We start from the raw sequence: 21210 nt of genomic DNA, 5'->3' as shown, positions 1-21210 counted from the left end.
GGCGCCTACAGCCCCGGTATCCGGCCGTTGCGGAACAGGTCGACGAAGATCTGGTGGTCGGCACGCGCGCGGGCGCCGTAGCCGTGGGCGAAGTCCACGAGGAGGTCCGCGAAGCCCTCCTCGTCGGCAGCGATCGCGGCGTCGATCGCCCGCTCCGTGGAGAACGGCACCAGGTCCGAGTGGCCGCTCTCGTCGTCCGCCGCCGCGTGCATCGTGGCGGTGGCCCGGCCCAGGTCGGCGACCACCGCGGCGATCTCCTCCGGGTCGTCGATGTCCGACCAGTCCAGGTCGACCGCGTACGGCGACACCTCGGCGACGAGCTGGCCCGCGCCGTCAAGCTCGGTCCAGCCGAGCCAGGGGTCGGCGTGCGCCTGGAGGGCGCGCTGCGAGATGACCGTGCGGTGGCCCTCGTGCTGGAAGTACTCGCGGATCGAGGCGTCCGTCACGTGCCGCGAGACGGCCGGGGTCTGGGCCTGCTTGAGGTAGATCACGACGTCGTTCTCCAACGCGTCGCTGTTGCCCTCCAGGAGGATGTTGTACGAGGGGAGGCCCGCGGAGCCGATGCCGATGCCGCGGCGGCCCACGACGTCCTTCACGCGGTAGGAGTCCGGGCGGGTCAGGGAGGACTCCGGGAGGGTCTCCAGATAGCCGTCGAAGGCCGCGAGGACCTTGTAGCGCGTGGCGGCGTCCAGCTCGATGGAGCCGCCGCCCGGCGCGAAGCGGCGCTCGAAGTCACGGATCTCCGTCATCGAGTCGAGCAGCTCGAAGCGGGTCAGGGAGCGGGCGGCGCGCAGCGCGCCGAGCAGCGGGCCCTCGGCGGTGTCGAGCGTGAACGGCGGCACCTCCTCGCTCTTGGCGCCCGTGGCCAGGTCGTGGATCCGCCCGCGGTAGGCCACGGCGTACGTCCGCACCAGGCCGGTGATCTGCTCGTCGCTGAGCGCCTTCGTGTACCCGATCAGGGCGAGCGAGGCGGCGAAGCGCTGGAGGTCCCAGGTGAAGGGGCCCACATAGGCCTCGTCGAAGTCGTTCACATTGAAGATCAGGCGGCCCTGGGAGTCCATGTACGTGCCGAAGTTCTCCGCGTGCAGGTCGCCGTGGATCCACACCCGGCCCGTACGGTCGTCCAGGTACGGGCCGCTGTTCACGGCGCCCGCGTGCGCGCGCTCCTGGTCGTGGTAGAAGAGGCAGGCCGTGCCCCGGTAGAACGCGAAGGCGGAGGCCGCCATCTTCCGGAACTTCACCCGGAACGCCGCGGGGTCGGCGGCGAGCAGCTCGCCGAAAGCGGTGCCGAAGACGGCGAGGATCTCCTCGCCGCGCTGCTCAGCGGTGGGCTGCGGGCTCGACATCGCGGGGTGCCTCCTGGTGCATGACATGCGGGACGGGCGTTCCTCGCCCCTGCCCTCTTCCAACGCCCGACCGTACTCCTGAGTGCCCGCCCGTCACCCGACCGCCACCCCACAACGAGACGCTGCGCGCCGCAGTATCAGACCTTGCTGTCAGTGAGCCGGACTAGACTTCCCCGCTGTCCCCCCAGACTGCCCGCAGCCTGTCGCCCAGTGTTTCCGTTGGAGGCCCAAGCCGTGTCGAAGCCGCCCTTCACGCACCTGCACGTGCACACCCAGTACTCGCTCCTGGACGGTGCGGCGCGGCTGAAGGACATGTTCCAGGCGTGCAACGACATGGGCATGACCCATATCGCCATGTCGGACCACGGCAACCTCCACGGGGCGTACGACTTCTTCCACAGCGCCCAGAAGGCCGGGGTCACCCCGATCATCGGCATCGAGGCGTACGTGGCGCCGGAGTCCCGGCGCAACAAGCGCAAGATCCAGTGGGGCCAGCCCCACCAGAAGCGGGACGACGTCTCCGGTTCGGGTGGCTACACGCACAAAACGATCTGGGCGGCGAACAGCACGGGCCTGCACAACCTCTTCCGGCTGTCCTCGGACGCGTACGCCGAGGGCTGGCTCCAGAAGTGGCCCCGCATGGACAAGGAGACGATCTCCCAGTGGTCGGAGGGGCTCATCGCCTCCACCGGCTGCCCGTCCGGCGAACTCCAGACCCGGCTGCGCCTCGGCCAGTTCGACGAGGCCCTGAAGGCCGCCTCGGAGTACCAGGACATCTTCGGCAAGGAGCGGTACTTCCTGGAGTTGATGGACCACGGCATCGAGATCGAGCGCCGGGTCCGCGACGGCCTCCTGGAGATCGGCAAGAAGCTCGGCATCCCCCCGCTGGTCACCAACGACTCGCACTACACGTACGCGCACGAGGCGACCGCCCACGACGCCCTGCTGTGCATCCAGACCGGCAAGAACCTCTCGGACCCGGACCGCTTCCGCTTCGACGGCACCGGCTACTACCTGAAGTCCACGGACGAGATGTACGCCGTCGACTCCTCGGACGCCTGGCAGGAGGGCTGCCGCAACACCCTCCTGGTGGCCGAGCAGATCGACACCACCGGCATGTTCGAGAAGCGCGACCTCATGCCGAAGTTCGACATCCCCGAGGGCTTCACCGAGGTCACCTGGTTCCAGGAGGAGGTCCGCCGCGGCATGGAGCGCCGCTACCCGGGCGGGGTGCCCGAGGACCGCCAGAGGCAGGCGGAGTACGAGATGGACACCATCATCTCGATGGGCTTCCCGGGGTACTTCCTCGTGGTCGCCGACTTCATCATGTGGGCCAAGAAGCAGGGCATCGCGGTGGGCCCGGGCCGAGGCTCCGCGGCCGGCTCGATCGTGGCGTACGCGATGGGCATCACCGACCTCGACCCGATCACGCACGGACTGATCTTCGAGCGGTTCCTCAACCCCGAGCGCATCTCGATGCCCGATGTCGACATCGACTTCGACGAGCGCCGGCGCGTCGAGGTGATCCGGTACGTGACCGAGAAGTACGGCGCCGACAAGGTCGCCATGATCGGCACGTACGGCAAGATCAAGGCGAAGAACGCCATCAAGGACTCCGCCCGCGTCCTCGGCTACCCGTACGCGATGGGCGACCGCATCACCAAGGCCATGCCCGCCGACGTCCTCGGCAAGGGCATCGACCTCGACGGCATCACCAACCCCAGCCACCCGCGCTACAGCGAGGCGGGCGAGGTCCGGGGGATGTACGAGAACGAGCCGGACGTGAAGAAGGTCATCGACACCGCCAAGGGCGTCGAGGGCCTGGTCCGGCAGATGGGCGTGCACGCCGCCGGCGTGATCATGTCCAGCGAGCCCATCATCGACCACGCCCCGATCTGGGTGCGGCACACCGACGGCGTCACCATCACGCAGTGGGACTACCCCCAGTGCGAGTCGCTCGGCCTGCTCAAGATGGACTTCCTGGGCCTGCGCAACCTCACCATCATGGACGACGCCGTCAAGATGGTGAAGGCCAACAAGGGCATCGACCTGGAGATGCTCGACCTCCCGCTCGACGACCCCAAGACCTTCGAACTGCTCTGCCGCGGTGACACGCTCGGCGTGTTCCAGTTCGACGGCGGCCCGATGCGCTCGCTGCTGCGCCAGATGCAGCCCGACAACTTCGAGGACATTTCCGCCGTCTCGGCCCTGTACCGCCCGGGCCCGATGGGCATGAACTCGCACACCAACTACGCGGAGCGGAAGAACGGCCGCCAGGAGATCACCCCGATCCACCCGGAGCTGGAAGAGCCCCTGAAGGAGACCCTGGGTCTCACCTACGGCCTGATCGTGTACCAGGAGCAGGTGCAGAAGGCCGCCCAGATCATCGCCGGGTACTCGCTCGGTGAGGCCGACATCCTCCGCCGCGTGATGGGCAAGAAGAAGCCCGAGGAGCTGGAGAAGAACTTCGTCCTCTTCCAGAAGGGCGCCCGCGCCAACGGCTACTCGGACGCGGCGATCCAGGCTCTGTGGGACGTCCTGGTCCCGTTCGCCGGATACGCGTTCAACAAGGCGCACTCCTCCGCGTACGGCCTGGTCACGTACTGGACCGCGTATCTGAAGGCGAACTACCCGGCCGAGTACATGGCGGCGCTGCTCACCTCGGTGAAGGACGACAAGGACAAGTCGGCCGTCTACCTGAACGAATGCCGCCGCATGCGGATCAAGGTCCTCCCGCCGAACGTGAACGAGTCGGTGCACAACTTCGCCGCCCAGGGCGACGACGTGATCCTCTTCGGTCTCGAAGCGGTCCGCAACGTGGGCACGAACGTGGTGGACGCGATCATCCGCTCCCGCAAGGCCAAGGGGAAGTACGCCTCCTTCCCCGACTACCTGGACAAGGTCGAGGCCGCCGCGTGCAACAAGCGCACCACGGAGTCGCTGATCAAGGCCGGCGCCTTCGACACCATGGGGCACACCCGCAAGGGCCTGACCGCGCAGTACGAGCCGATGATCGACAACGTGGTCGCGGTCAAGCGCAAGGAGGCCGAGGGCCAGTTCGACCTCTTCGGAGGCATGGGCGAGGACGAGTCGAGCGAGCCGGGCTTCGGCCTGGACGTGGAGTTCTCCGAGGACGAGTGGGACAAGACCTATCTGCTCGCCCAGGAGCGGGAGATGCTCGGTCTGTACGTGTCCGACCACCCCCTCTTCGGCCTGGAGCACGTGCTCTCGGACAAGGCCGACGCGGGCATCGGGCAGCTCACCGGCGGGGACTTCTCCGACGGCGCGGTCGTCACCATCGGCGGCATCATCTCCGGCCTCCAGCGCAAGATGACCAAGCAGGGCAACGCCTGGGCCATCGCCACCGTCGAGGACCTCGCGGGCTCGATCGAGTGCATGTTCTTCCCGGCGACGTACCAGCTGGTGTCGACCCAGCTCGTCGAGGACGCCGTGGTCTTCGTCAAGGGCCGCCTGGACAAGCGCGAGGACGTGCCCCGGCTCGTCGCGATGGAGCTCCAGGTCCCCGACCTGTCGAACGCGGGAACCAACGCCCCGGTCCTCATCACCATCCCGACGGTCAAGGTGAGCCCGCCGATGGTCACCCGTCTCGGCGAGATCCTCAGCCACCACAAGGGCAACAGCGAGGTGCGGATCAAGCTCCAGGGGGCGCAGAAGACCACCGTGCTACGGCTCGACCGGCACCGGGTGAAGCCGGACCCGGCCCTTTTCGGTGACCTGAAGGTGCTGCTCGGCCCGTCCTGCCTGACGGGCTGACCGCCCCGCCCCCGGGGCACACGGCACGGCAGAGGGGCGCACCCGTATCGGGTGCGCCCCTCAGGTGTGCCTGAGCCCGCGTCAGTTGTGGCCGAAGCGGCGCTGGTGCTTGCGGGCGACGTCCGCAGGGCTGCCCTGGGCCTGCGCCTGGGGCTGGGCCTGTGCCTCCATGGCCGACTTCTGGGCTTCCTCGCGGCCGCGCTCGGCGGCCTGGCCGCCCTTCTGCTGCTGGTTACGGTCGCGGTTCTTGTTCTTGGCCATATTGATCTTCCTCCTGAGAAGGATCGGGGGGCCAGGACGCGACCAGACTCACATATGCGTGACAATCACGCATTTCGGGCACTCACCGTGCGTAATAGGGGCTGCCGGAGGGTACGGAGCGGATACGCCACGCCGAAGATCGAGTTTCGAGCCGTTAACCTCCGCGAGGTCGGGCAGACTCGAAGCGAACCCGAAGTGACCCCCAGGACCGCAGGTCCACGGCCGTGCACCTGTGAGACCGTTCGGGGCACGCGTGGGGAGCTTTCGGGCAAGGCCGGGCAAGCCGGGCAACCTGGAAAGAGGGTGGATCGCGTGGACCGCTGCGTAGTCCTGGTGGACGCCGGGTATCTGCTGGGAGCCGCCGCGAGCCTCCTCGCGGGAGAGCCGTCCCGGTCCAGGATCACCGTCGATCACGCCGCGCTCATCCAGGGCCTGCGCGAGCGCGCCGAGTCCGACACCGAGCGGCCCCTGTTGCGCATCTACTGGTTCGACGGCGCGCCCGACCGGGTGCCGCAGCCGGAGCACCGCAGGCTGCGCGTGATGCCGCGCGTGACCGTCCGCCTGGGCGCCCTGACCCGCAGTGACGGGCGCTGGGCGCAGAAGGGCGTGGACGCCGCGATGCACGCCGAGCTGACGGAGCTGGCCCGCAACCGCGCCTGCTCCGACGTCGTGCTCGTCACCGGCGACGGCGATCTGCTGCCCGGCATGATGGCCGCCAAGGAGCACGGCGTCGCCGTCCACCTGTGGGCCGTCCAGGCCGCCGACGGCGACTACAACCAGTCCGAGGACCTCGTCGCCGAGGCCGACGAGCGGCGCGTCCTCGACCGCGCCTGGATCACCAAGGCCGTCCGCGCCAAGGAGCTGGGCGGCGTCTGCGCCCCGCCGCCCGTGCCACGGCCCGAGATCGCCGCGATCCTCTCCGCGCCGCTGCCCGAGTCCGCCCTCTCCGCGGCCGCGGCCGAGCCCGCCGAGCAGCCCGCCGCCCAGCACGCGGCCGCCTCCCCGCGGGCCCAGGAGAACGGCGACCGGGCCGCCAAGGGCGTCCCCACCCCCAAGGACCTCGCCGCCCTGCGCGGCCCGGGCCCGGTCCAGGCCGGCAAGGAGCACACCAGCGCGACCCTGCGCTGGTCCTCGGACAAGGGCTGGATCGACCGCCCCGGCACCCCCGCCGAGTCCGCCGAGGCCGCGGCGCTGCCCACGCTCGCCCAGCTCACCACGGCCGAGCAGCGCTGGGCCGACCGCGAGGAGGACATCACCACCGTCGGCGGGGATCCGTACGAGGTGGGGCAGGTCTTCGCGCGCCGCTGGATGGCGCGCCTGCCCGAGCAGCACAGCCTCCAGAAGCTGTCCACGATGTACCCGCGCATCCCGCACCGCGTCGACGGCGAACTGCTGCGGTACGCCGCCCGCTTCGGCCTGCTCGCCCACAAGGACGATCAGATCGACGAGCACGACCGCTATGCGATCCGTGCCGGATTCTGGCGGGAAATCGACGTTCGTACCGCCGCCGAGCACGCGCCCGCCGCGGAGTGAGGGGTTTCGCGCGGGCCCGTACGAGGGCTGGATAAGACCCCTCTGGGGGCTCGGGGCGCGCCCGGACGGACGCGTGAGGCCCGCCCCGCGCGCCCCGCCGCCCCACCGACCCCGTACCCTCGTCCTTCGTGAGTACGCGCGCGGCACAGGCAGTCCGAGGGGGGCTCCGGCAGGGGCACGGCAGCGATGCCGTCTGCGTGGTGCGCGATCTGGTCAAGGTCTACCCCGCCGCCCGCGGCAGGCGCGGCAGGCCCGCCACGCCCGAGGTGCGCGCCAGCGACGGCGTCGGCATCCGCGTGGGCCGCGGCGAGATCTTCGGGCTCCTCGGGCCCAACGGCGCGGGCAAGTCCACCCTCGTACGGCAGCTGACCGGCCTCATGCGCCCCGACAGCGGCAGCGTCGAGGTCCTCGGCCACGACATCGTGCGGCACCCGGAGCGGGCCGCGCGGCTGCTCGCCTACCTCGGCCAGGAGACGACCGCGCTCGACGAGCTGACCGTGTCCCTGGCCGTCGAGACGACCGCGCGGCTGCGCGGCCTCGACACGGCCCGCGCGCGGGCCCAGCGCGACGACGTCCTCGACGAGCTGGGGCTCACCCCGCTGGCCTCCCGGCCCCTGAAGAAGCTCTCGGGCGGCCAGCGTCGGCTCGCCTGCTTCGCCACCGCCCTCGTCGGGGAGCGCGGGCTGCTCGTGCTCGACGAGCCGACGACCGGCATGGACCCGGTCGCGCGGCGCGCGGTGTGGAGCGCGGTCGACCGGCGCCGCGCCGAGCGCGGCACGACCGTCCTGCTCGTCACGCACAACGTCATCGAGGCCGAGACCGTGCTCGACCGCGTCGCCGTGCTCGACCACGGCAAGGTCATCGCCTGCGACACGCCCACCGGCCTGAAGGAGAAGGTCGCGGGCGAGGTGCGGGTGGAGCTTGTATGGCGGGAGCGGGCGCCCGTCGACGTCCCGGAGGTCGCCGCGCTGCGGTCGTCCGCCGTGGAGTCCGGGCGCCGCTGGACGCTGCGGCTCGCGCCGGAGGAGGCCAGGGCGGCCGTCGCGGCGGTCACGGGCGGCGGCGCCTTCGCCGCGCTCGACGACTTCACGCTGGCCACGCCCAGCCTTGAGGACGTGTATCTGGCCCTCGGCGGGCGCGGCGGGGACGGGCTGGTGAAGGCGTGAGGGACCGAGCCGTGAAGCGTTGGGACGTCAGGAAGGTTGTCCGTTGAGTGCCGTGCCCCTGGAGGCCGTGATCCGGGCCGAGGACGACCGCGCGGCCGCCGAGGACGCGGCGGCGCCGCTCGGCCCGCCGGCCCGGATGCTTCCCGCCCTGGCCGCGGTCTACCGCGCGCAGCTGTCGCGGGCCCGCGTCGCGCGCATCCCGCTGCTCTTCGTCGCCACCTTCCAGTCGGTCGGCATCATGATCCTCATGCGCGGGGTCGTGGACGGCGGCAGCGAGGCCCACGCGGTCGTGGCCGGCTCGTCCGTCCTCGTCGTGGCCTTCGTGGCGCTGAACCTGCTCGCCCAGTACTTCGGCCAGCTGCGCGGCGACGGCGGGCTCGACCACTACGCCACGCTGCCCGTGCCGCCCGCCGCCGTGGTGCTCGGCGCGGCCGCCGCGTACGCCTCCTTCACCGTGCCCGGGACCGTCGTCACGGCGGTCGTCGGCTGCGGGCTCTTCGGCCTGCCGCTGACGCACCTGTGGGTGCTCGCCGCGGTGATCCCGCTCGCCGGTGCCGCCCTCGCCGGGCTCGGCGCCGCCCTCGGGCTGCTCGCGCCCCGGCCGGAACTGGCCACGCTGCTCGGCCAGATGGGCATGTCGGCGGCGCTCCTGCTCGGCGTCCTGCCGGCCGAGCGGATGCCGGGGCTCCTCCAGTACGCGCGCGACCTGCTGCCCTCCACGTACGGGGTCGAGGCGCTCGCCCGAACCTTCCGCGGGGACCCCGACTGGGGCGTCGTGCTGCTCGACCTCGGGGTGTGCGCGGTGGTCGGCGTGGTCTCGCTCACCGTCGCCACGTGGGCCTACCGGCGCGCGGCCGTGCGCTGACCCTTCCCGCGCCCCTCCCGCGTACGTCCGGTGGCGCGGTTCTCAGGTGGAGCTGGCACCATGTGTGCGTGACCGCACCGCTGACGCCCTCCCAACCGCCGCAGCCCGAGCCCGAGCACAACCCCTGGCAGGCGCCGCAGGCCTCCGCGCACCTGCCGGGGTCCGAGGCCGACACCTGGCACGAGGAGGGCGAGCCCGGCATGAAGCGTGAGATCGGGCAGGCCGCGGTGATCGCGGCCGCGGTGGCGGTCAGCGGGGTGCTGCTCGGGTTGCTGTGGCTGTGGCTGGCGCCCCGGGTGCCGCTGATCGCCGACAAGCAGGCGGTCTACCTCAAGGACACCGAGGGCGAGCAGGCCATCGGGGTCGACGGAACGTTCACCCTGCTCGGGCTCGCCTTCGGCTTCGTGAGCGCGCTCGTCGTCTTCCTCCTGCGGCGCCGTGGCGGCATCCCGCTGGTCGTCGGGCTCGCCGCGGGGGCGCTGCTCGGGGCGGTGCTCGCCTGGAAGGTGGGCGTGTGGTTCGGGCCCGACACGGACGTGGTGGCGCACGCCAAGTCCGTGGGGCGCGGGGTCGTGTTCGACGCGCCGATGGAGCTGAACGCGAAGGGAGTGCTGCTCGCGTGGCCCGTCGCCGCGATGATCGTGCACCTCGTGCTCACGGCGCTCTTCGGGCCCCGGGATCCGGAGCCGTTCTCCTCCTACGGGGCCCAGCAGGAGCAGGCCTGACCTCTCGCGAGGCGCCCCAGGCCCGCCCCTCCCCGAACCGGTGGCTGCCGCCCCCGGGCCCCCGCTCTCATCGGCGCTCCGCGCCTCGTCCTCAAACGCCGGACGGGCTGGATGGTGCCGGTGCGCGCCGGATTCCTGCCGCGGGCCGCTCTCGGGGCGTGCCGCGAGGCCTAGGCCGGGCGGCGGCCGTGGTTCGACTTGGACTTGCGCACCCGCCACTTCCGCTTCCGCGTTTTCTTCGACATGGGTGTGGTCCTAGTCGAGGAACACGAAGGCGTCGAGGGCCTATTCACGCCCGATCGGAGCAAGCACGGCCGAGGTGAGGGCGGCCAGGTCGGCGGGGGACAGCTCCACCTCGAGGCCCCGGCGGCCCGCCGAGACGCAGATCGTGGCGTGGGCCGATGCCGAGTCGTCCAGGACCGTGCGGAGCTTCTTGCGCTGGCCCAGGGGGGAGATGCCGCCGCGCACGTACCCCGTGGTGCGCTCCGCGGCGGCCGGGTCGGCCATGACCGCGCGCTTGCCGGAGACCGCCGCCGCCAGGGCCTTGAGGTCGAGCGAGCCCGCGACCGGCACCACGGCCACCGTCAGCTCCCCGTCGACCTCGGCGACCAGGGTCTTGAAGACGCGGCCGGGGGACACGCCCATCGCCTCGGCGGCCTCGTCGCCGTACGAGGGGTGGGACGGGTCGTGGTCGTACGCGTGGAGGGTGAAGGCGACACCCGCACCCGTGAGGACCACCGTCGCCGGCGTACCGCCCGTCTGGGACTTCTTCTGCTTCTTCGCCACTTCGCCTGCCCGTCGGGATGCGTATCGGGTCACGTCTCGGGATGCGTCAGTTGAGGCTCGTCGTGCCGCGCGTCAGGTCCGTCGCGGGCAAGGACGGCAGATTGCGGATGATCGCGGTCTCGCTGCGCAGCAAGGTCAGCTCGTCGCGCAGCCGGGAGGCGGTGTCGGCGGCCTCCAGGAGGCGCTGCTTCGTGGGGGTGTCCAGGACCGCGGCCGCCGCGACCAGGTACGACACCACCGACGGGTCGTCCGGCAGCTCCGTGCCCGTCGACAGGGACCGCTCCCGGGCGCCCGCGAGGCGCTTCTGGTAGGAGCGGAAGGCCCTGAGCACGCCCTCGGCGAGGGCTCCCGCCTCCTCGCCGGGCTCCTCCGGCAGCGGTTCGAGGTCCGCCGTCAGATACGCGCCTGAGGCGTCCACCGAGCGCAGGCGCATCCGGGTGGTGCCGGTGGCGAGCACCTCGAAGCCGCCGTCCTCGCGCTCGCGGATGGTCGCCGCGTCCGCGACGCAGCCCACCGCGTGGAAGGCCCGCATCGGGTCGTCGCCGAAGCCCGCCGCGGGGCCGAGGTCGGGCCGGGCCGTCTGGTCGGGGAGGCCGGGCGCGCTGGGCGCGACCTCGCTGCCGTCGCGGATCGCCACGACGGCGAACTGCCGCTGGTCCTCGTCGGGAGACTTGAGCAGGTCGCGCATCATGGCGCGATATCGCTCCTCGAAGACGTTCAGGGGCAGCACGAGCCCAGGGAACAGCACCGAGTTGAGTGGGAACAGGGGGAGCCGGACGGTCGTCACGAGCCGAAAGCCTAACGGCCGCCGGTGACCTTGCCTTCCCCGCGCCCGCGCCCGGACCGCAGCGGGGTGCGCGCGGCCACCTCGATGCGGACGCCGTCGCGCAGTTCGAGGAACTGCCCGAGCGGGTCGTCGGCGATCCGGTCCCAGGGGAACGAGGTCGCGTACGGGCCGATGAGACGGAACTGGTCCAGGGCGTCCTGCCAGCGCTCCAGGCGGATGAGGACGTACGCCAGGAGGTTGCGCACCTCGGCCGGCCACGGGTCGGCGGGCGCGTAGGAGGCCGAGAGCGCGATGGCCAGGTCGGCGGCCCGGTCCAGGCGCTCGCGCGGCAGCCGCCCGCCGCCGCCCGCGAGGTACGCGAACGCGGCGCGGGCGGGGAGCGCCTGTATCAGCGACCCGGGCAGCGCGTCCGCGGCCGCGCGCTCCGCGAAGTCGAAGCACTCGGTGTGGGAGCCGTACCAGGCCGCGGACAGGTACATCAGCGCCGAGGCGTGACAGCCGTAGTGGTACGAGGAGCGGCGCACCGCCTGGCCCCACAGCTCCTCGAAGTCGGAGTGCGAGGCGTGGGTGCCGCGGGCGTGGTCGAGCGCCACGCGCCAGGGCACCGGGTCGCGTGGGTCGGCCTCGGCCGCGGCCGTGAGCAGCGGGCTGACCTCGCGCAGGAGTTCGGCGCGCGCGGGCGACTCCCAGCCGCGCACCACCGCCAGCTCGGCCTTGAGCAGCAGCGCGTCCGGGTCGTGCGGGGCGAGGGTCAGCCAGTCGTCGAACCACTCGGGCCGGGAGCGGGCGAAGGCGGCGAGGCGGGTGGCGTACCGGTCGCGGTTCTCCCACTCGGCGGCCTCGCGGGTGGTGGCGAGCAGCTTGGCGGCCGGGCCGTGGTCGCCGCGGCCCGCGGCCACCAGGGCAGGGCCGAGCCGGTCGTCCGGCACGTCGAGCAGCACCTCGTCGGCGGCGGGCAGGCCGTCGGCCAGCTGCGGGGTGTGGCGGACCATGCGGACCGTGCGGATGAGGGCGCGCAGCAGCGGCATGTGCGGTCCCCCTCGTACGCCTGGACAAACTGGTGCGGTCGTTGCTGTTGACGGGCGGGGTGGAGGCTTGGTTGTGCGGGGTCGCATAACGGTTCGGCCGCGAAACCGGGGCCCTCGCGGTGCGCCCCAGGCCCGCCGCTCCCTGATCCGGGGGCTGCGCCCCCTTGCCCCCGCCCTATCGGCGCTCCGCGCGAGCGCGCAGCGCGATGGAGGGGCGGGCGGGTGGGGGGGGAAGAACACGTCAGTTCCGGCGGAGCAACCGCGTCGCGCCCGCCGCCACCGTCGTCGCCAGGACCCAGCCCATCAGGATCAGGGCCGCCGCGAGCCACTGCCAGCCGCCGCGCAGCTGCCAGTAGGTGTCCTGGCCCAGGTTGATGACGGGCAGGAGCAGGTCGAGGGCGAACAGGGACGGGTTCCAGTCGGGGTGCTCACCCTCCTTGAGCGGCGGGTGGTCGGCGCGGGAGAAGGCGATCGCGCTGGCCGCCCACAGGACCGCCATCCACAGCGCGGCCCGGCCGGGGCGGTAGCCGTAGGCCACCGTCCAGTCCTGCGCGTACCCCCAGAGCTTGGCCGCGAGCGGCAGGGTCTCGCGGCGGCGGCGCTGCTTGGCCAGCAGGACCTCGCGGGCGTCGGCGTCCTCGCCGCCGTTGCGCAGGACGGCGGCGAGCTTCTCGTACGGCTCGGGGTTGTACTCGGCGGTGGCGGCGGCCACCCACTCCAGGCGCCGCGACAGCGGGAAGCCGCTCTGCGGGATGAGGTTCTCGTACGTGAAACCGCCCATCTGGAGGGCTCCGGGGCCCGGCCAGCTGGTGGCCCGGTCCATCAGGTTGACCACGCGGGCGCCGGACAGGACGACCTTGCCGCGCTGCGGGGCCTCGCCGAGGAAGCGCAGCTCGGGCGTCTGCACCCGGCGCAGCGACACCTCCTGGTCGTTCTGGAGGGTGAAGCGGGCCTGGCCGAAGTCCACCGCGTCGCCGAAGCGCCCGTCGTCGAGCCGGATGCCGCCCTCGCAGCTGAAGCGCTGGACGCGGGTCCCGCGCGCGGGCGTCGTGCCGCTGGTCTGCGGCGGATTGCCGACGCCCGCGGGCGTGAGGTACAGGGTGCGCTCGACGGTGAGCTGCGGGGCGTTCAGGGCGTAGCGGCCGTACGGATTGGCCAGGCGGCTGCCGCGCAGGCTCAGGCTGACGCCGACCTTCGCGCCGCGCAGGCGCAGCTCGCCGTGCGACTCCAGCATCTCCGCCTGGAGGTCCTGGCCCACGGTCATGCCGTCGGCCATCAGCGAGCTGCCGCGCCGGTCGCGGTAGACCACGGCCTGGTTGAGCAGCAGGTCCGTGCCGATGTGGGCGTCGGTCAGGCGCATGCCGTTGTGGACGCGGCAGCGCGGCAGGTGCAGGTCGCCCTCGGTGTGCAGCCGGGCGGCCTCCAGGCGCGGGATGGAGCAGTCGACCATGCGCAGCGTGGTGAAGCGGGACTCGGGGAGGAGCACCTCCTTCTCGAAGCGGCAGCCCTTCAGCTCCGTGTACGGCACCACCGTGCCGCCCGCCAGGTCCAGGACGTCGGTGACCTGCACGCCCGTGAGCTTCAGGGACGACACCCGGCCGGCGAGCGCGGGCGGCCCGTCGAGCAGCAGCCAGGCCAGGATGCGCGCTCGCACGCTGCGCTCGGGGCCCCAGGGGTGGGCGCCGTGCGGGTCGTCGACGGCGGCGCTGCCCGCCCGCAGGTCGTACACCGTGCCGTTGCGGAACGCCTGCCACATCCCGATCTCCGAGGCGGTCAGGCCGTCCGGCGGGTCCCCGGTGCCGGTGTCGTCGACCACTGGTGCGTCCTCCCTGCGGGCGCTCAGGTGTGTGCATGTCTCGTACAAATGTTCATGCCCGCTCCGTGACGGCCTGAACGCTAGCGGTTCGCGGACGCCCGCGGGTCGTTTGTGGCTGGTCGCGCCCGCGCGGCGGAGCCGCACATCGACGCGGCCCGCGCCCCTTCGGTGCGCTCCCAGGGACCGGCCGCTCCCGGCCGTCTGCGAGAATTGGCCATGTGATCTCTCGAATCGATCTGCGCGGCGAGGCCCTCCCTGAGGGTTCCGCTCTGCGCGCCCTGCTGCCCCGTGCCGACTTCGACGTCGCGGCTGCCCTGGAGAAGGTGCGGCCCATCTGCGAAGACGTGCATCATCGCGGCGACGCGGCGCTGATCGAGTACGCGGAGAAGTTCGACGGCGTGCGCCTGGAGCGGGTCCGCGTGCCCGCCGCCGCGCTCACCGAGGCCCTCGCGGGCCTCGACCCGGACGTGCGCGCGGCCCTGGAGGAGTCCATCCGCCGGGCCCGCACCGTGCACCGCGCCCAGCGCCGCGCCCCGCACACCACCCAGGTCGTACCCGGCGGCTCGGTCACCGAGAAGTGGGTGCCGGTCGAGCGCGTGGGGCTCTACGCCCCGGGCGGCCGGTCCGTCTACCCCTCCTCCGTGATCATGAACGCGGTGCCGGCGCAGGAGGCGGGCGTCGCCTCCATGGCCCTCGCGTCGCCGCCCCAGAAGGAGCACGGCGGCCTGCCGCACCCGACCATCCTCGCCGCCTGCGCCCTCCTCGGCATCGACGAGGTGTACGCCGTCGGCGGCGCCCAGGCCGTCGCGATGTTCGCGTACGGCACCGAGTCCTGCGCCTCCGCCAACATGGTCACGGGCCCCGGCAACATCTGGGTCGCCGCCGCCAAGCGCTACTTCACGGGCCGCATCGGCATCGACACCGAGGCGGGCCCGACCGAGATCGCGATCCTGGCCGACGACACCGCCGACCCGGCGCACATCGCGTCCGACCTGATCAGCCAGGCCGAGCACGACCCGCTCGCGGCGGCCGTCCTGGTCACGGACTCGGTGGCGCTCGCCGACGCGGTGGCCGCGGAGCTTGTGCCGCAGATCGCCGCCACCAAGCACGTCGAGGACCGGATCGTGCCCGCCCTGAGCGGCCGCCAGTCCGCGATCGTGCTCGTGGACGGCTTGGAGGAGGGCCTGCGCGTCGTCGACGCGTACGGCGCCGAGCACCTGGAGATCCAGACCGCCGACGCCCCCGCCGTCGCCGACCGGGTGAAGAACGCGGGCGCGGTCTTCGTCGGCCCGTGGGCGCCGGTCTCCCTCGGCGACTACTGCGCGGGCTCCAACCACGTGCTGCCCACCGGTGGCTGCGCCTGCCACTCCTCGGGCCTGTCCGTCCAGTCCTTCCTGCGCGGCATCCACATCGTGGACTACACCCGAGACGCCCTCGCCGAGGTCGCCCACCACGTGGTGACGCTCGCCGAGGCGGAGGACCTGCCCGCGCACGGCGCGGCCGTGAAGGCCAGGTTCGGCTGGAAGGTGCCGGGCCAGTGACCGGGATCGACGACCTCCCCGTCCGGGACGAGCTGCGCGGCAAGTCCCCGTACGGAGCGCCCCAGCTCGACGTCCCCGTACGCCTGAACACGAACGAGAACCCCTACCCGCTCCCCGAGCCCCTCGTCGAGCGCATCGCCGAGCGCGTCCGCGAGGCCGCGCGCGGCCTGAACCGCTACCCCGACCGGGACGCGGTCGAGCTGCGCACGGAGCTGGCGAAGTACCTCACCCGCACCGGCGGCCACGAGGTCACCCGCGCCCACGTCTGGGCGGCGAACGGCTCGAACGAAATCATCCAGCAGCTGCTCCAGACCTTCGGCGGCCCGGGCCGCACCGCCATCGGCTTCGAGCCCTCGTACTCGATGCACGCGCTGATCGCGCGCGGCACCGGCACCGGCTGGATCTCCGGACCGCGGCGCGACGACTACACGATCGACGTCGAGGCCGCCACCACGGCCATCGCGGAGCACGCGCCGGACGTCGTCTTCGTCACGACCCCCAACAACCCCACGGGCAACGCCGTGCCCCGCGAAGCCGTCCTCGCCCTGTACGACGCCGCCCAGGCCGCCAAGCCGTCCATCGTCGTGGTCGACGAGGCGTACGTGGAGTTCAGCCACGGCGAGTCGCTGCTCCCGCTGCTCGAAGGGCGGCCGCACCTGGTGGTCTCACGCACCATGTCCAAGGCGTTCGGCGCCGCGGGCCTGCGCCTCGGCTATCTGGCCGCCGACCCCGCGGTCGTGGACGCCGTCCAGCTGGTGCGCCTGCCGTACCACCTCTCGGCCGTCACCCAGGCCACCGCGCTGGCCGCCCTGGAGCACACCGACACGCTCCTCGGGTACGTCGAGCAGCTCAAGGCCGAGCGCGACCGCCTCGTCACCGGGCTGCGGGACCTCGGCTTCGAAGTGACGGAGTCGGACGCCAACTTCGTCCAGTTCGGGCGGTTCCCCGACGCCCACCAGGCCTGGCGGCGGATCCTCGACCACGGGGTCCTCGTCCGGGACAACGGCGTGCCCGGCATGCTGCGGGTGACCGCGGGAACCCCCGCCGAAAACGACGCGTTCCTCGATGCGGTACGCGCACTCAAGAAGGAGCAGGGAGCATGAGCCGCCTAGGCCGTGTCGAACGGACCACCAAGGAGACCTCGGTCGTCGTCGAGATCGACCTCGACGGCACCGGAAAGGTCGACGTGTCGACCGGGGTCGGCTTCTACGACCACATGCTCGACCAGCTCGGCCGCCACGGCCTGTTCGACCTCACGGTCAAGACCGAGGGCGACCTGCACATCGACACCCACCACACCATCGAGGACACCGCCCTCGCGCTCGGCGCCGCCTTCAAGCAGGCGCTCGGCGACAAGGTGGGCATCTACCGCTTCGGCAACTGCACGGTGCCGCTCGACGAATCCCTCGCCCAGGTCACGGTCGACCTCAGCGGCCGCCCGTACCTGGTGCACACGGAGCCCGAGAACCTGGCCCCGATGATCGGCGCGTACGACACGACGATGACCCGCCACATCTTCGAGTCCTTCGTCGCCCAGGCGCAGATCGCCCTGCACATCCACGTGCCGTACGGGCGCAACGCCCACCACGTCGTCGAGTGCCAGTTCAAGGCCCTCGCGCGAGCGCTGCGGTACGCCAGCGAGCGCGACCCGCGCGCCGCCGGCATCCTCCCCTCCACCAAGGGAGCGCTGTAACCGCATGAACGGCATCTCCACCATGCTGATCTTCGTCGGGCTCTTCCTGCTCGGCGGCGTCTACTCCTTCGCCAAGCAGAAGCAGTCCAAGAGCCTGATCACGCTGCTCTCCATCGGCGCCGGCATGTGCCTGCTCGCGGGCGTCGTCCGCCTGGAGGTGTGGAATTGACCTCCGCCGGATCCTCCAAGAAGGTCGTCGTCCTCGACTACGGCTTCGGGAACGTGCGGTCCGCCGAGCGCGCCCTCGCCCGCGCGGGCGCCGACGTAGAGATCACCCGTGACTACGACACGGCCATGAACGCCGACGGCCTCCTGGTGCCCGGCGTGGGCGCCTTCGAGGCCTGCATGCGGGGTCTGCGGTCCGTGCGCGGCGACTGGATCGTCGGCCGCCGTCTGTCCGGGGGCCGCCCCGTCATGGGCATCTGCGTCGGCATGCAGATCCTCTTCGCCCAGGGCATCGAGCACGGCGTCGAGACCGAGGGCCTGGACGAGTGGCCCGGCACCGTCGAGCCCCTGAAGGCCGACATCGTCCCCCACATGGGCTGGAACACGGTCGAGGCCCCCGAGGGCTCCGAGCTGTTCCGGGGCCTGGACGCGGACGAGCGCTACTACTTCGTGCACTCCTACGCCGTCCACGACTGGTCCCTGGAGACCGCGAACCCGGCCATGCGCGCCCCCAAGGTCGCCTGGGCCACCCACGGCTCACCCTTCGTGGCGGCCGTCGAGAACGGCGCCCTGTGGGCCACGCAGTTCCACCCCGAGAAGTCCGGCGACGCCGGAGCGCAGCTGCTGAAGAACTGGATCGGAACCCTCTGATGGCCCCTGACACGGCCCCGAAGCTCGAACTCCTCCCGGCCGTCGACGTCCGCGACGGCCAGGCCGTCCGCCTCGTCCACGGCGAGTCCGGCACGGAGACCTCCTACGGCTCCCCCCTGGAGGCCGCCCTCGCCTGGCAGCGCGCGGGCGCCGAGTGGCTGCACCTGGTCGACCTCGACGCCGCCTTCGGCACCGGCGACAACCGCGACCTGATCGCCGAGGTCACCGGGGCCATGGACATCAAGGTCGAACTCTCCGGAGGCATCCGCGACGACGCCTCGCTGGCCGCCGCCCTGGCCACCGGCTGCACCCGCGTCAACCTCGGCACGGCCGCCCTGGAGACCCCCGAGTGGGTCGCCAAAGTCATCGCCGAGCACGGCGACAAGATCGCCGTCGGCCTCGACGTGCGCGGCACCACCCTGCGCGGCCGCGGCTGGACCCGCGACGGCGGCGACCTGTACGAGACCCTGGAGCGCCTCAACGCCGAGGGCTGCGCCCGCTACGTGGTCACCGACATCGCCAAGGACGGCACGCTCCAGGGCCCGAACCTGGAGCTGCTGCGCACCGTCTGCGCGGCCACCGACCGCCCCGTCGTCGCCTCCGGCGGCGTCTCCTCCCTGGACGACCTGCGCGCCATCGCCGAGCTTGTGCCGCAGGGCGTGGAGGGCTCCATCGTCGGCAAGGCGCTGTACGCGAAGGCGTTCACCCTCGAAGAGGCCTTGGAGGCCGTGTCCCGATGACCGATGGCGTACGGCGCGTGCCCGAAAAAGGGGGCCCGGAGGGCCTTCCTCAGAAGGGTGGTGGTGGGAGACGGGAGGGCGGCAGCCCTTGGGAAGAGGCCTTCGGTTTCGCACGCGCCGTCGCGGCGGGCGACCGGGTCGTCGTCGGCGGGACGACGGCCTTCCGGGGCGACGTCCTGCACGGCGAGGGCGACCCCTACGAGCAGGCCAGGACGGCCTTCGCGAACGCCCTCGCAGCGCTCGGGGAGTTCGGCCTGGGCGCCGACTCCGTGATCCGCACCCGCATGTACCTGACCCACGCGCGGGACGTCGACGACGTGGGCCGGGCCCACCAGGAGTTCTTCGACTCCGTGCGCCCGGTCACCACCCTCGTGGTCGTGTCCGGCTTCGTCGACCCGCGCATCCTGGTCGAAGTAGAACTCGAAGCATTCCGAGAAGTCCCCCGAGGAGCACCATCGTGACGCTCGCCGTCCGAGTCATCCCCTGCCTGGACGTCGACAACGGCCGGGTCGTCAAGGGCGTCAACTTCCAGAACCTGCGCGACGCGGGCGACCCCGTCGAGATGGCGAAGGTCTACGACGCCGAGGGCGCCGACGAGCTGACCTTCCTGGACATCACCGCCTCGTCCGGCAACCGCGAGACCACGTACGACGTGGTGCGCCGCACCGCCGAGCAGGTCTTCATCCCGCTCACCGTCGGCGGCGGCGTGCGCACCGCAGAGGACGTCGACAAGCTGCTGCGCGCGGGCGCCGACAAGGTCGGTGTGAACACCGCCGCGATCGCCCGCCCCGACCTGATCCGTGAGATCGCCGAGCGCTTCGGCCGCCAGGTCCTGGTCCTGTCGGTGGACGCCCGCCGCACGGAATCGGGCTCCTTCGAGGTCACCACCCACGGCGGCCGGAAGTCCGCCGGGATCGACGCCGTCGAGTGGGCCCACCGGGCCGCCGAGCTGGGCGCGGGCGAGATCCTGCTCAACTCGATGGACGCGGACGGCACGAAGGACGGCTACGACATCGAGATGATCGAGGCGGTCCGCAAGCACGTCACGGTCCCCGTCATCGCCTCCGGCGGCGCGGGTCGCCCGGACCACTTCGCGCCCGCCGTGGCGGCCGGCGCGGACGCGGTCCTGGCCGCGTCCGTCTTCCACTTCGGCGACCTGCGGATCGGCGAGGTCAAGGAGACGCTGCGGCAGGCGGGGCACCCGGTGCGCTGACCGCCGGGGACCCCGCCGCGCGGCGCGCTAGAGGCCCAGCTGCTTGGTCTCGTGGAGCTTGGCGACGGCGTCCTTGTCGCCCTCAAGCTCCACGTCCGCGACCTCCTGGCGGCCGAAGACGAACAGCAGCAGCTCGGCGGGCTCACCGGTGGCCGTGACCACCGGCGTGCCCCGGTGGGCGACCGCCGTCTGCCCGTCGGGCCGCCGGAGCACCAGGCCCACCGGCGCCTTGCGGCCCATGACGCGGGCCGTGCGCTCCAGGCGGGACCACAGGGCGTCGGCGAAGACGGGGTCAAGCTCGCGCGGCGTCCAGCCGGCCTGGGCGCGGCGCACGTCCTCTGCGTGGACGTAGAACTCCACGGCGTTCGCCGCCTCGTCGACCTGCTTCAGGTTGAAGGGCGAGAACCGCGGCGGGCCCGTGCGGATCAGCTGGATCAGCTCCTCGTACGGCTTCGCGGCGAACTCGGCCTGGACCCGCTCCAGACGGCCCGCGAGCTGCTTGATCACGAGACCGCCCGCGGCGTCGGCGCGCCGCTCGCGCACCACCACGTGCGCGGCGAGGTCACGGGTGCGCCAGCCGTCGCACAGGGTCGGTGCGTCCGGCCCCGCCGCCTCCAGGAGGTCCGCGAGGAGAAGTCGTTCACGCTTGGCATGGGTCGACATGGGAGCCAGCGTACGACCGGGCGCCTGGTCCGCACAGTGGACCTCCGCGAGGCACGCCGCCCGGGCGCGGCACAATGGCCGACATGAGCAGCACGCCCGCACCCTCCAGTGGCCTCGACCCCGACATCGCCGCCCGCCTCAAGCGCGGCGCCGACGGGCTCTTCCCCGCCGTCGCCCAGCAGTACGACACCGGTGAGGTGCTGATGCTCGGCTGGATGGACGACGAGGCGCTGCACCGCACCCTGACCACCGGGCGCTGCACCTACTGGTCGCGCAGCCGCCAGGAGTACTGGGTCAAGGGGGACACCTCGGGGCACGTCCAGCACGTGAAGTCCGTCGCCCTCGACTGCGACGCCGACACCGTCCTCGTCAAGGTCGACCAGGTCGGCGCCGCCTGCCACACGGGCACGCGCACCTGCTTCGACACCGACGTGCTCACCCCCGGCCAGTAGGGTCG

General features: G+C 72.1%; 22 protein-coding genes. 14 read left to right on the top strand and 8 right to left on the bottom strand.

The annotated features are described in order from the left end of the window. Nucleotides 1-5: 5 nt before the first annotated feature. Nucleotides 6-1346, bottom strand: a complete 1341-nt coding sequence (locus tag AC07GB_RS21065; protein WP_478847587.1) for a DUF2252 domain-containing protein — start codon at nucleotides 1344-1346, stop codon at nucleotides 6-8. Nucleotides 1347-1580: 234 nt separating this feature from the next. Here AC07GB_RS21065 and dnaE point away from each other — a divergent pair, with 234 nt between their 5' ends. Then, nucleotides 1581-5120 (top strand): DNA polymerase III subunit alpha, encoded by a 3540-nt coding sequence (dnaE, locus tag AC07GB_RS21060; protein WP_478847585.1) that lies wholly within the window; start codon nucleotides 1581-1583, stop codon nucleotides 5118-5120. A gap of 81 nt (nucleotides 5121-5201) precedes the next feature. Here dnaE and AC07GB_RS21055 read toward each other — a convergent pair whose 3' ends face one another. Then, nucleotides 5202-5381, bottom strand: coding sequence for a hypothetical protein (locus AC07GB_RS21055; protein ID WP_172384029.1), 180 nt, complete (start codon nucleotides 5379-5381; stop codon nucleotides 5202-5204). 312 nt (nucleotides 5382-5693) lie between these two features. Between AC07GB_RS21055 and AC07GB_RS21050 the strand changes: the two genes are divergently transcribed. The 4 genes from AC07GB_RS21050 to AC07GB_RS21035 all read left to right on the top strand — a co-directional run bounded on the left by AC07GB_RS21050 (nucleotide 5694) and on the right by AC07GB_RS21035 (nucleotide 9670). Next, nucleotides 5694-6914 (top strand): NYN domain-containing protein, encoded by a 1221-nt coding sequence (locus AC07GB_RS21050; RefSeq protein ID WP_478847583.1) that lies wholly within the window; start codon nucleotides 5694-5696, stop codon nucleotides 6912-6914. Nucleotides 6915-7042: 128 nt separating this feature from the next. After that, nucleotides 7043-8080 (top strand): ABC transporter ATP-binding protein, encoded by a 1038-nt coding sequence (locus AC07GB_RS21045; RefSeq protein WP_478847581.1) that lies wholly within the window; start codon nucleotides 7043-7045, stop codon nucleotides 8078-8080. Between the two features lie 43 nt (nucleotides 8081-8123). Continuing rightward, nucleotides 8124-8945 carry an ABC transporter permease gene (locus AC07GB_RS21040; protein WP_478847579.1) on the top strand — a complete coding sequence of 274 codons (822 nt, stop codon included), beginning with the start codon at nucleotides 8124-8126 and terminating at the stop codon, nucleotides 8943-8945. Nucleotides 8946-9013: 68 nt separating this feature from the next. Continuing rightward, nucleotides 9014-9670: a DUF2567 domain-containing protein gene (locus tag AC07GB_RS21035; protein ID WP_478847577.1), complete on the top strand. Its 657-nt coding sequence runs from the start codon at nucleotides 9014-9016 to the stop codon at nucleotides 9668-9670. Between the two features lie 170 nt (nucleotides 9671-9840). Here the strand turns inward: AC07GB_RS21035 and AC07GB_RS21030 are convergent, their stop codons facing one another. The 5 genes from AC07GB_RS21030 to AC07GB_RS21010 all read right to left on the bottom strand — a co-directional run bounded on the left by AC07GB_RS21030 (nucleotide 9841) and on the right by AC07GB_RS21010 (nucleotide 14027). Then, nucleotides 9841-9915, bottom strand: coding sequence for a hypothetical protein (locus AC07GB_RS21030; RefSeq protein ID WP_467095488.1), 75 nt, complete (start codon nucleotides 9913-9915; stop codon nucleotides 9841-9843). Between the two features lie 40 nt (nucleotides 9916-9955). Then, nucleotides 9956-10456 (bottom strand): Cys-tRNA(Pro) deacylase, encoded by a 501-nt coding sequence (ybaK, locus tag AC07GB_RS21025; protein WP_478847575.1) that lies wholly within the window; start codon nucleotides 10454-10456, stop codon nucleotides 9956-9958. 46 nt (nucleotides 10457-10502) lie between these two features. Further along, on the bottom strand, nucleotides 10503-11243 hold the full coding sequence (locus AC07GB_RS21020) for an LON peptidase substrate-binding domain-containing protein (protein ID WP_478847573.1): 741 nt from the start codon (nucleotides 11241-11243) through the stop codon (nucleotides 10503-10505). A gap of 11 nt (nucleotides 11244-11254) precedes the next feature. Beyond that, complete coding sequence (locus AC07GB_RS21015; protein WP_478847571.1) at nucleotides 11255-12271, bottom strand: hypothetical protein; 1017 nt, start codon at nucleotides 12269-12271, stop codon at nucleotides 11255-11257. 241 nt (nucleotides 12272-12512) lie between these two features. Then, complete coding sequence (locus AC07GB_RS21010; RefSeq protein ID WP_478847657.1) at nucleotides 12513-14027, bottom strand: oxidoreductase; 1515 nt, start codon at nucleotides 14025-14027, stop codon at nucleotides 12513-12515. A 278-nt stretch (nucleotides 14028-14305) separates the two neighbouring features. Here AC07GB_RS21010 and hisD point away from each other — a divergent pair, with 278 nt between their 5' ends. From hisD to hisF, 8 genes are read left to right on the top strand one after another with little or no spacing between them, the layout of a single operon-like run. Beyond that, nucleotides 14306-15628 (top strand): histidinol dehydrogenase, encoded by a 1323-nt coding sequence (gene hisD, locus AC07GB_RS21005; RefSeq protein WP_478847569.1) that lies wholly within the window; start codon nucleotides 14306-14308, stop codon nucleotides 15626-15628. Beyond that, nucleotides 15625-16731, top strand: coding sequence for a histidinol-phosphate transaminase (locus AC07GB_RS21000; protein WP_478847567.1), 1107 nt, complete (start codon nucleotides 15625-15627; stop codon nucleotides 16729-16731). Before hisD ends, AC07GB_RS21000 begins: the two co-directional genes overlap by 4 nt. Further along, nucleotides 16728-17321, top strand: coding sequence for an imidazoleglycerol-phosphate dehydratase HisB (hisB, locus tag AC07GB_RS20995; RefSeq protein WP_242716818.1), 594 nt, complete (start codon nucleotides 16728-16730; stop codon nucleotides 17319-17321). Before AC07GB_RS21000 ends, hisB begins: the two co-directional genes overlap by 4 nt. A gap of 4 nt (nucleotides 17322-17325) precedes the next feature. Beyond that, nucleotides 17326-17490, top strand: coding sequence for a hypothetical protein (locus tag AC07GB_RS20990; protein ID WP_478847565.1), 165 nt, complete (start codon nucleotides 17326-17328; stop codon nucleotides 17488-17490). Beyond that, complete coding sequence (hisH, locus tag AC07GB_RS20985) at nucleotides 17481-18137, top strand: imidazole glycerol phosphate synthase subunit HisH (RefSeq protein ID WP_478847563.1); 657 nt, start codon at nucleotides 17481-17483, stop codon at nucleotides 18135-18137. The genes AC07GB_RS20990 and hisH overlap by 10 nt, the downstream gene beginning before the upstream one ends. Next, complete coding sequence (gene priA / locus AC07GB_RS20980) at nucleotides 18137-18877, top strand: bifunctional 1-(5-phosphoribosyl)-5-((5-phosphoribosylamino)methylideneamino)imidazole-4-carboxamide isomerase/phosphoribosylanthranilate isomerase PriA (RefSeq protein ID WP_478847561.1); 741 nt, start codon at nucleotides 18137-18139, stop codon at nucleotides 18875-18877. Before hisH ends, priA begins: the two co-directional genes overlap by 1 nt. Continuing rightward, entirely contained in the window at nucleotides 18874-19338 is a 465-nt protein-coding gene (locus AC07GB_RS20975) for a RidA family protein (RefSeq protein WP_478847559.1), read from the top strand. Before priA ends, AC07GB_RS20975 begins: the two co-directional genes overlap by 4 nt. Continuing rightward, nucleotides 19335-20090, top strand: a complete 756-nt coding sequence (hisF, locus tag AC07GB_RS20970; RefSeq protein WP_478847557.1) for an imidazole glycerol phosphate synthase subunit HisF — start codon at nucleotides 19335-19337, stop codon at nucleotides 20088-20090. Before AC07GB_RS20975 ends, hisF begins: the two co-directional genes overlap by 4 nt. 27 nt (nucleotides 20091-20117) lie before the next feature. Here the strand turns inward: hisF and AC07GB_RS20965 are convergent, their stop codons facing one another. Then, the gene (locus AC07GB_RS20965; RefSeq protein ID WP_478847555.1) at nucleotides 20118-20753 is read right to left on the bottom strand and encodes a TIGR03085 family metal-binding protein; all 636 of its coding nucleotides are present in this window, start codon (nucleotides 20751-20753) and stop codon (nucleotides 20118-20120) included. An 83-nt stretch (nucleotides 20754-20836) separates the two neighbouring features. Between AC07GB_RS20965 and hisI the strand changes: the two genes are divergently transcribed. Then, nucleotides 20837-21205, top strand: a complete 369-nt coding sequence (gene hisI / locus AC07GB_RS20960) for a phosphoribosyl-AMP cyclohydrolase (RefSeq protein WP_478847553.1) — start codon at nucleotides 20837-20839, stop codon at nucleotides 21203-21205. Nucleotides 21206-21210 lie beyond the last annotated feature (5 nt).

Source organism: Streptomyces sp. NPDC045778, from assembly GCF_056431945.1.
This window is presented reverse-complemented; position numbering and strand designations above follow the sequence as displayed.

Excerpts from the sequence above, each read along its gene's own strand:
- AC07GB_RS21010 (WP_478847657.1), bottom strand. The coding sequence starts at position 14,027 with ATGTGGCAGGCGTTCCGCAACGGCACGGTGTACGACCTGCGGGCGGGC.
- hisI (WP_478847553.1), top strand. The coding sequence starts at position 20,837 with ATGAGCAGCACGCCCGCACCCTCCAGTGGCCTCGACCCCGACATCGCC.
- AC07GB_RS20990 (WP_478847565.1), top strand. The coding sequence starts at position 17,326 with ATGAACGGCATCTCCACCATGCTGATCTTCGTCGGGCTCTTCCTGCTC.
- AC07GB_RS21015 (WP_478847571.1), bottom strand. The coding sequence starts at position 12,271 with ATGCCGCTGCTGCGCGCCCTCATCCGCACGGTCCGCATGGTCCGCCAC.
- priA (WP_478847561.1), top strand. The coding sequence starts at position 18,137 with ATGGCCCCTGACACGGCCCCGAAGCTCGAACTCCTCCCGGCCGTCGAC.
- hisB (WP_242716818.1), top strand. The coding sequence starts at position 16,728 with ATGAGCCGCCTAGGCCGTGTCGAACGGACCACCAAGGAGACCTCGGTC.
- AC07GB_RS20965 (WP_478847555.1), bottom strand. The coding sequence starts at position 20,753 with ATGTCGACCCATGCCAAGCGTGAACGACTTCTCCTCGCGGACCTCCTG.
- AC07GB_RS21065 (WP_478847587.1), bottom strand. The coding sequence starts at position 1,346 with ATGTCGAGCCCGCAGCCCACCGCTGAGCAGCGCGGCGAGGAGATCCTC.
- AC07GB_RS21055 (WP_172384029.1), bottom strand. The coding sequence starts at position 5,381 with ATGGCCAAGAACAAGAACCGCGACCGTAACCAGCAGCAGAAGGGCGGC.
- AC07GB_RS20975 (WP_478847559.1), top strand. The coding sequence starts at position 18,874 with ATGACCGATGGCGTACGGCGCGTGCCCGAAAAAGGGGGCCCGGAGGGC.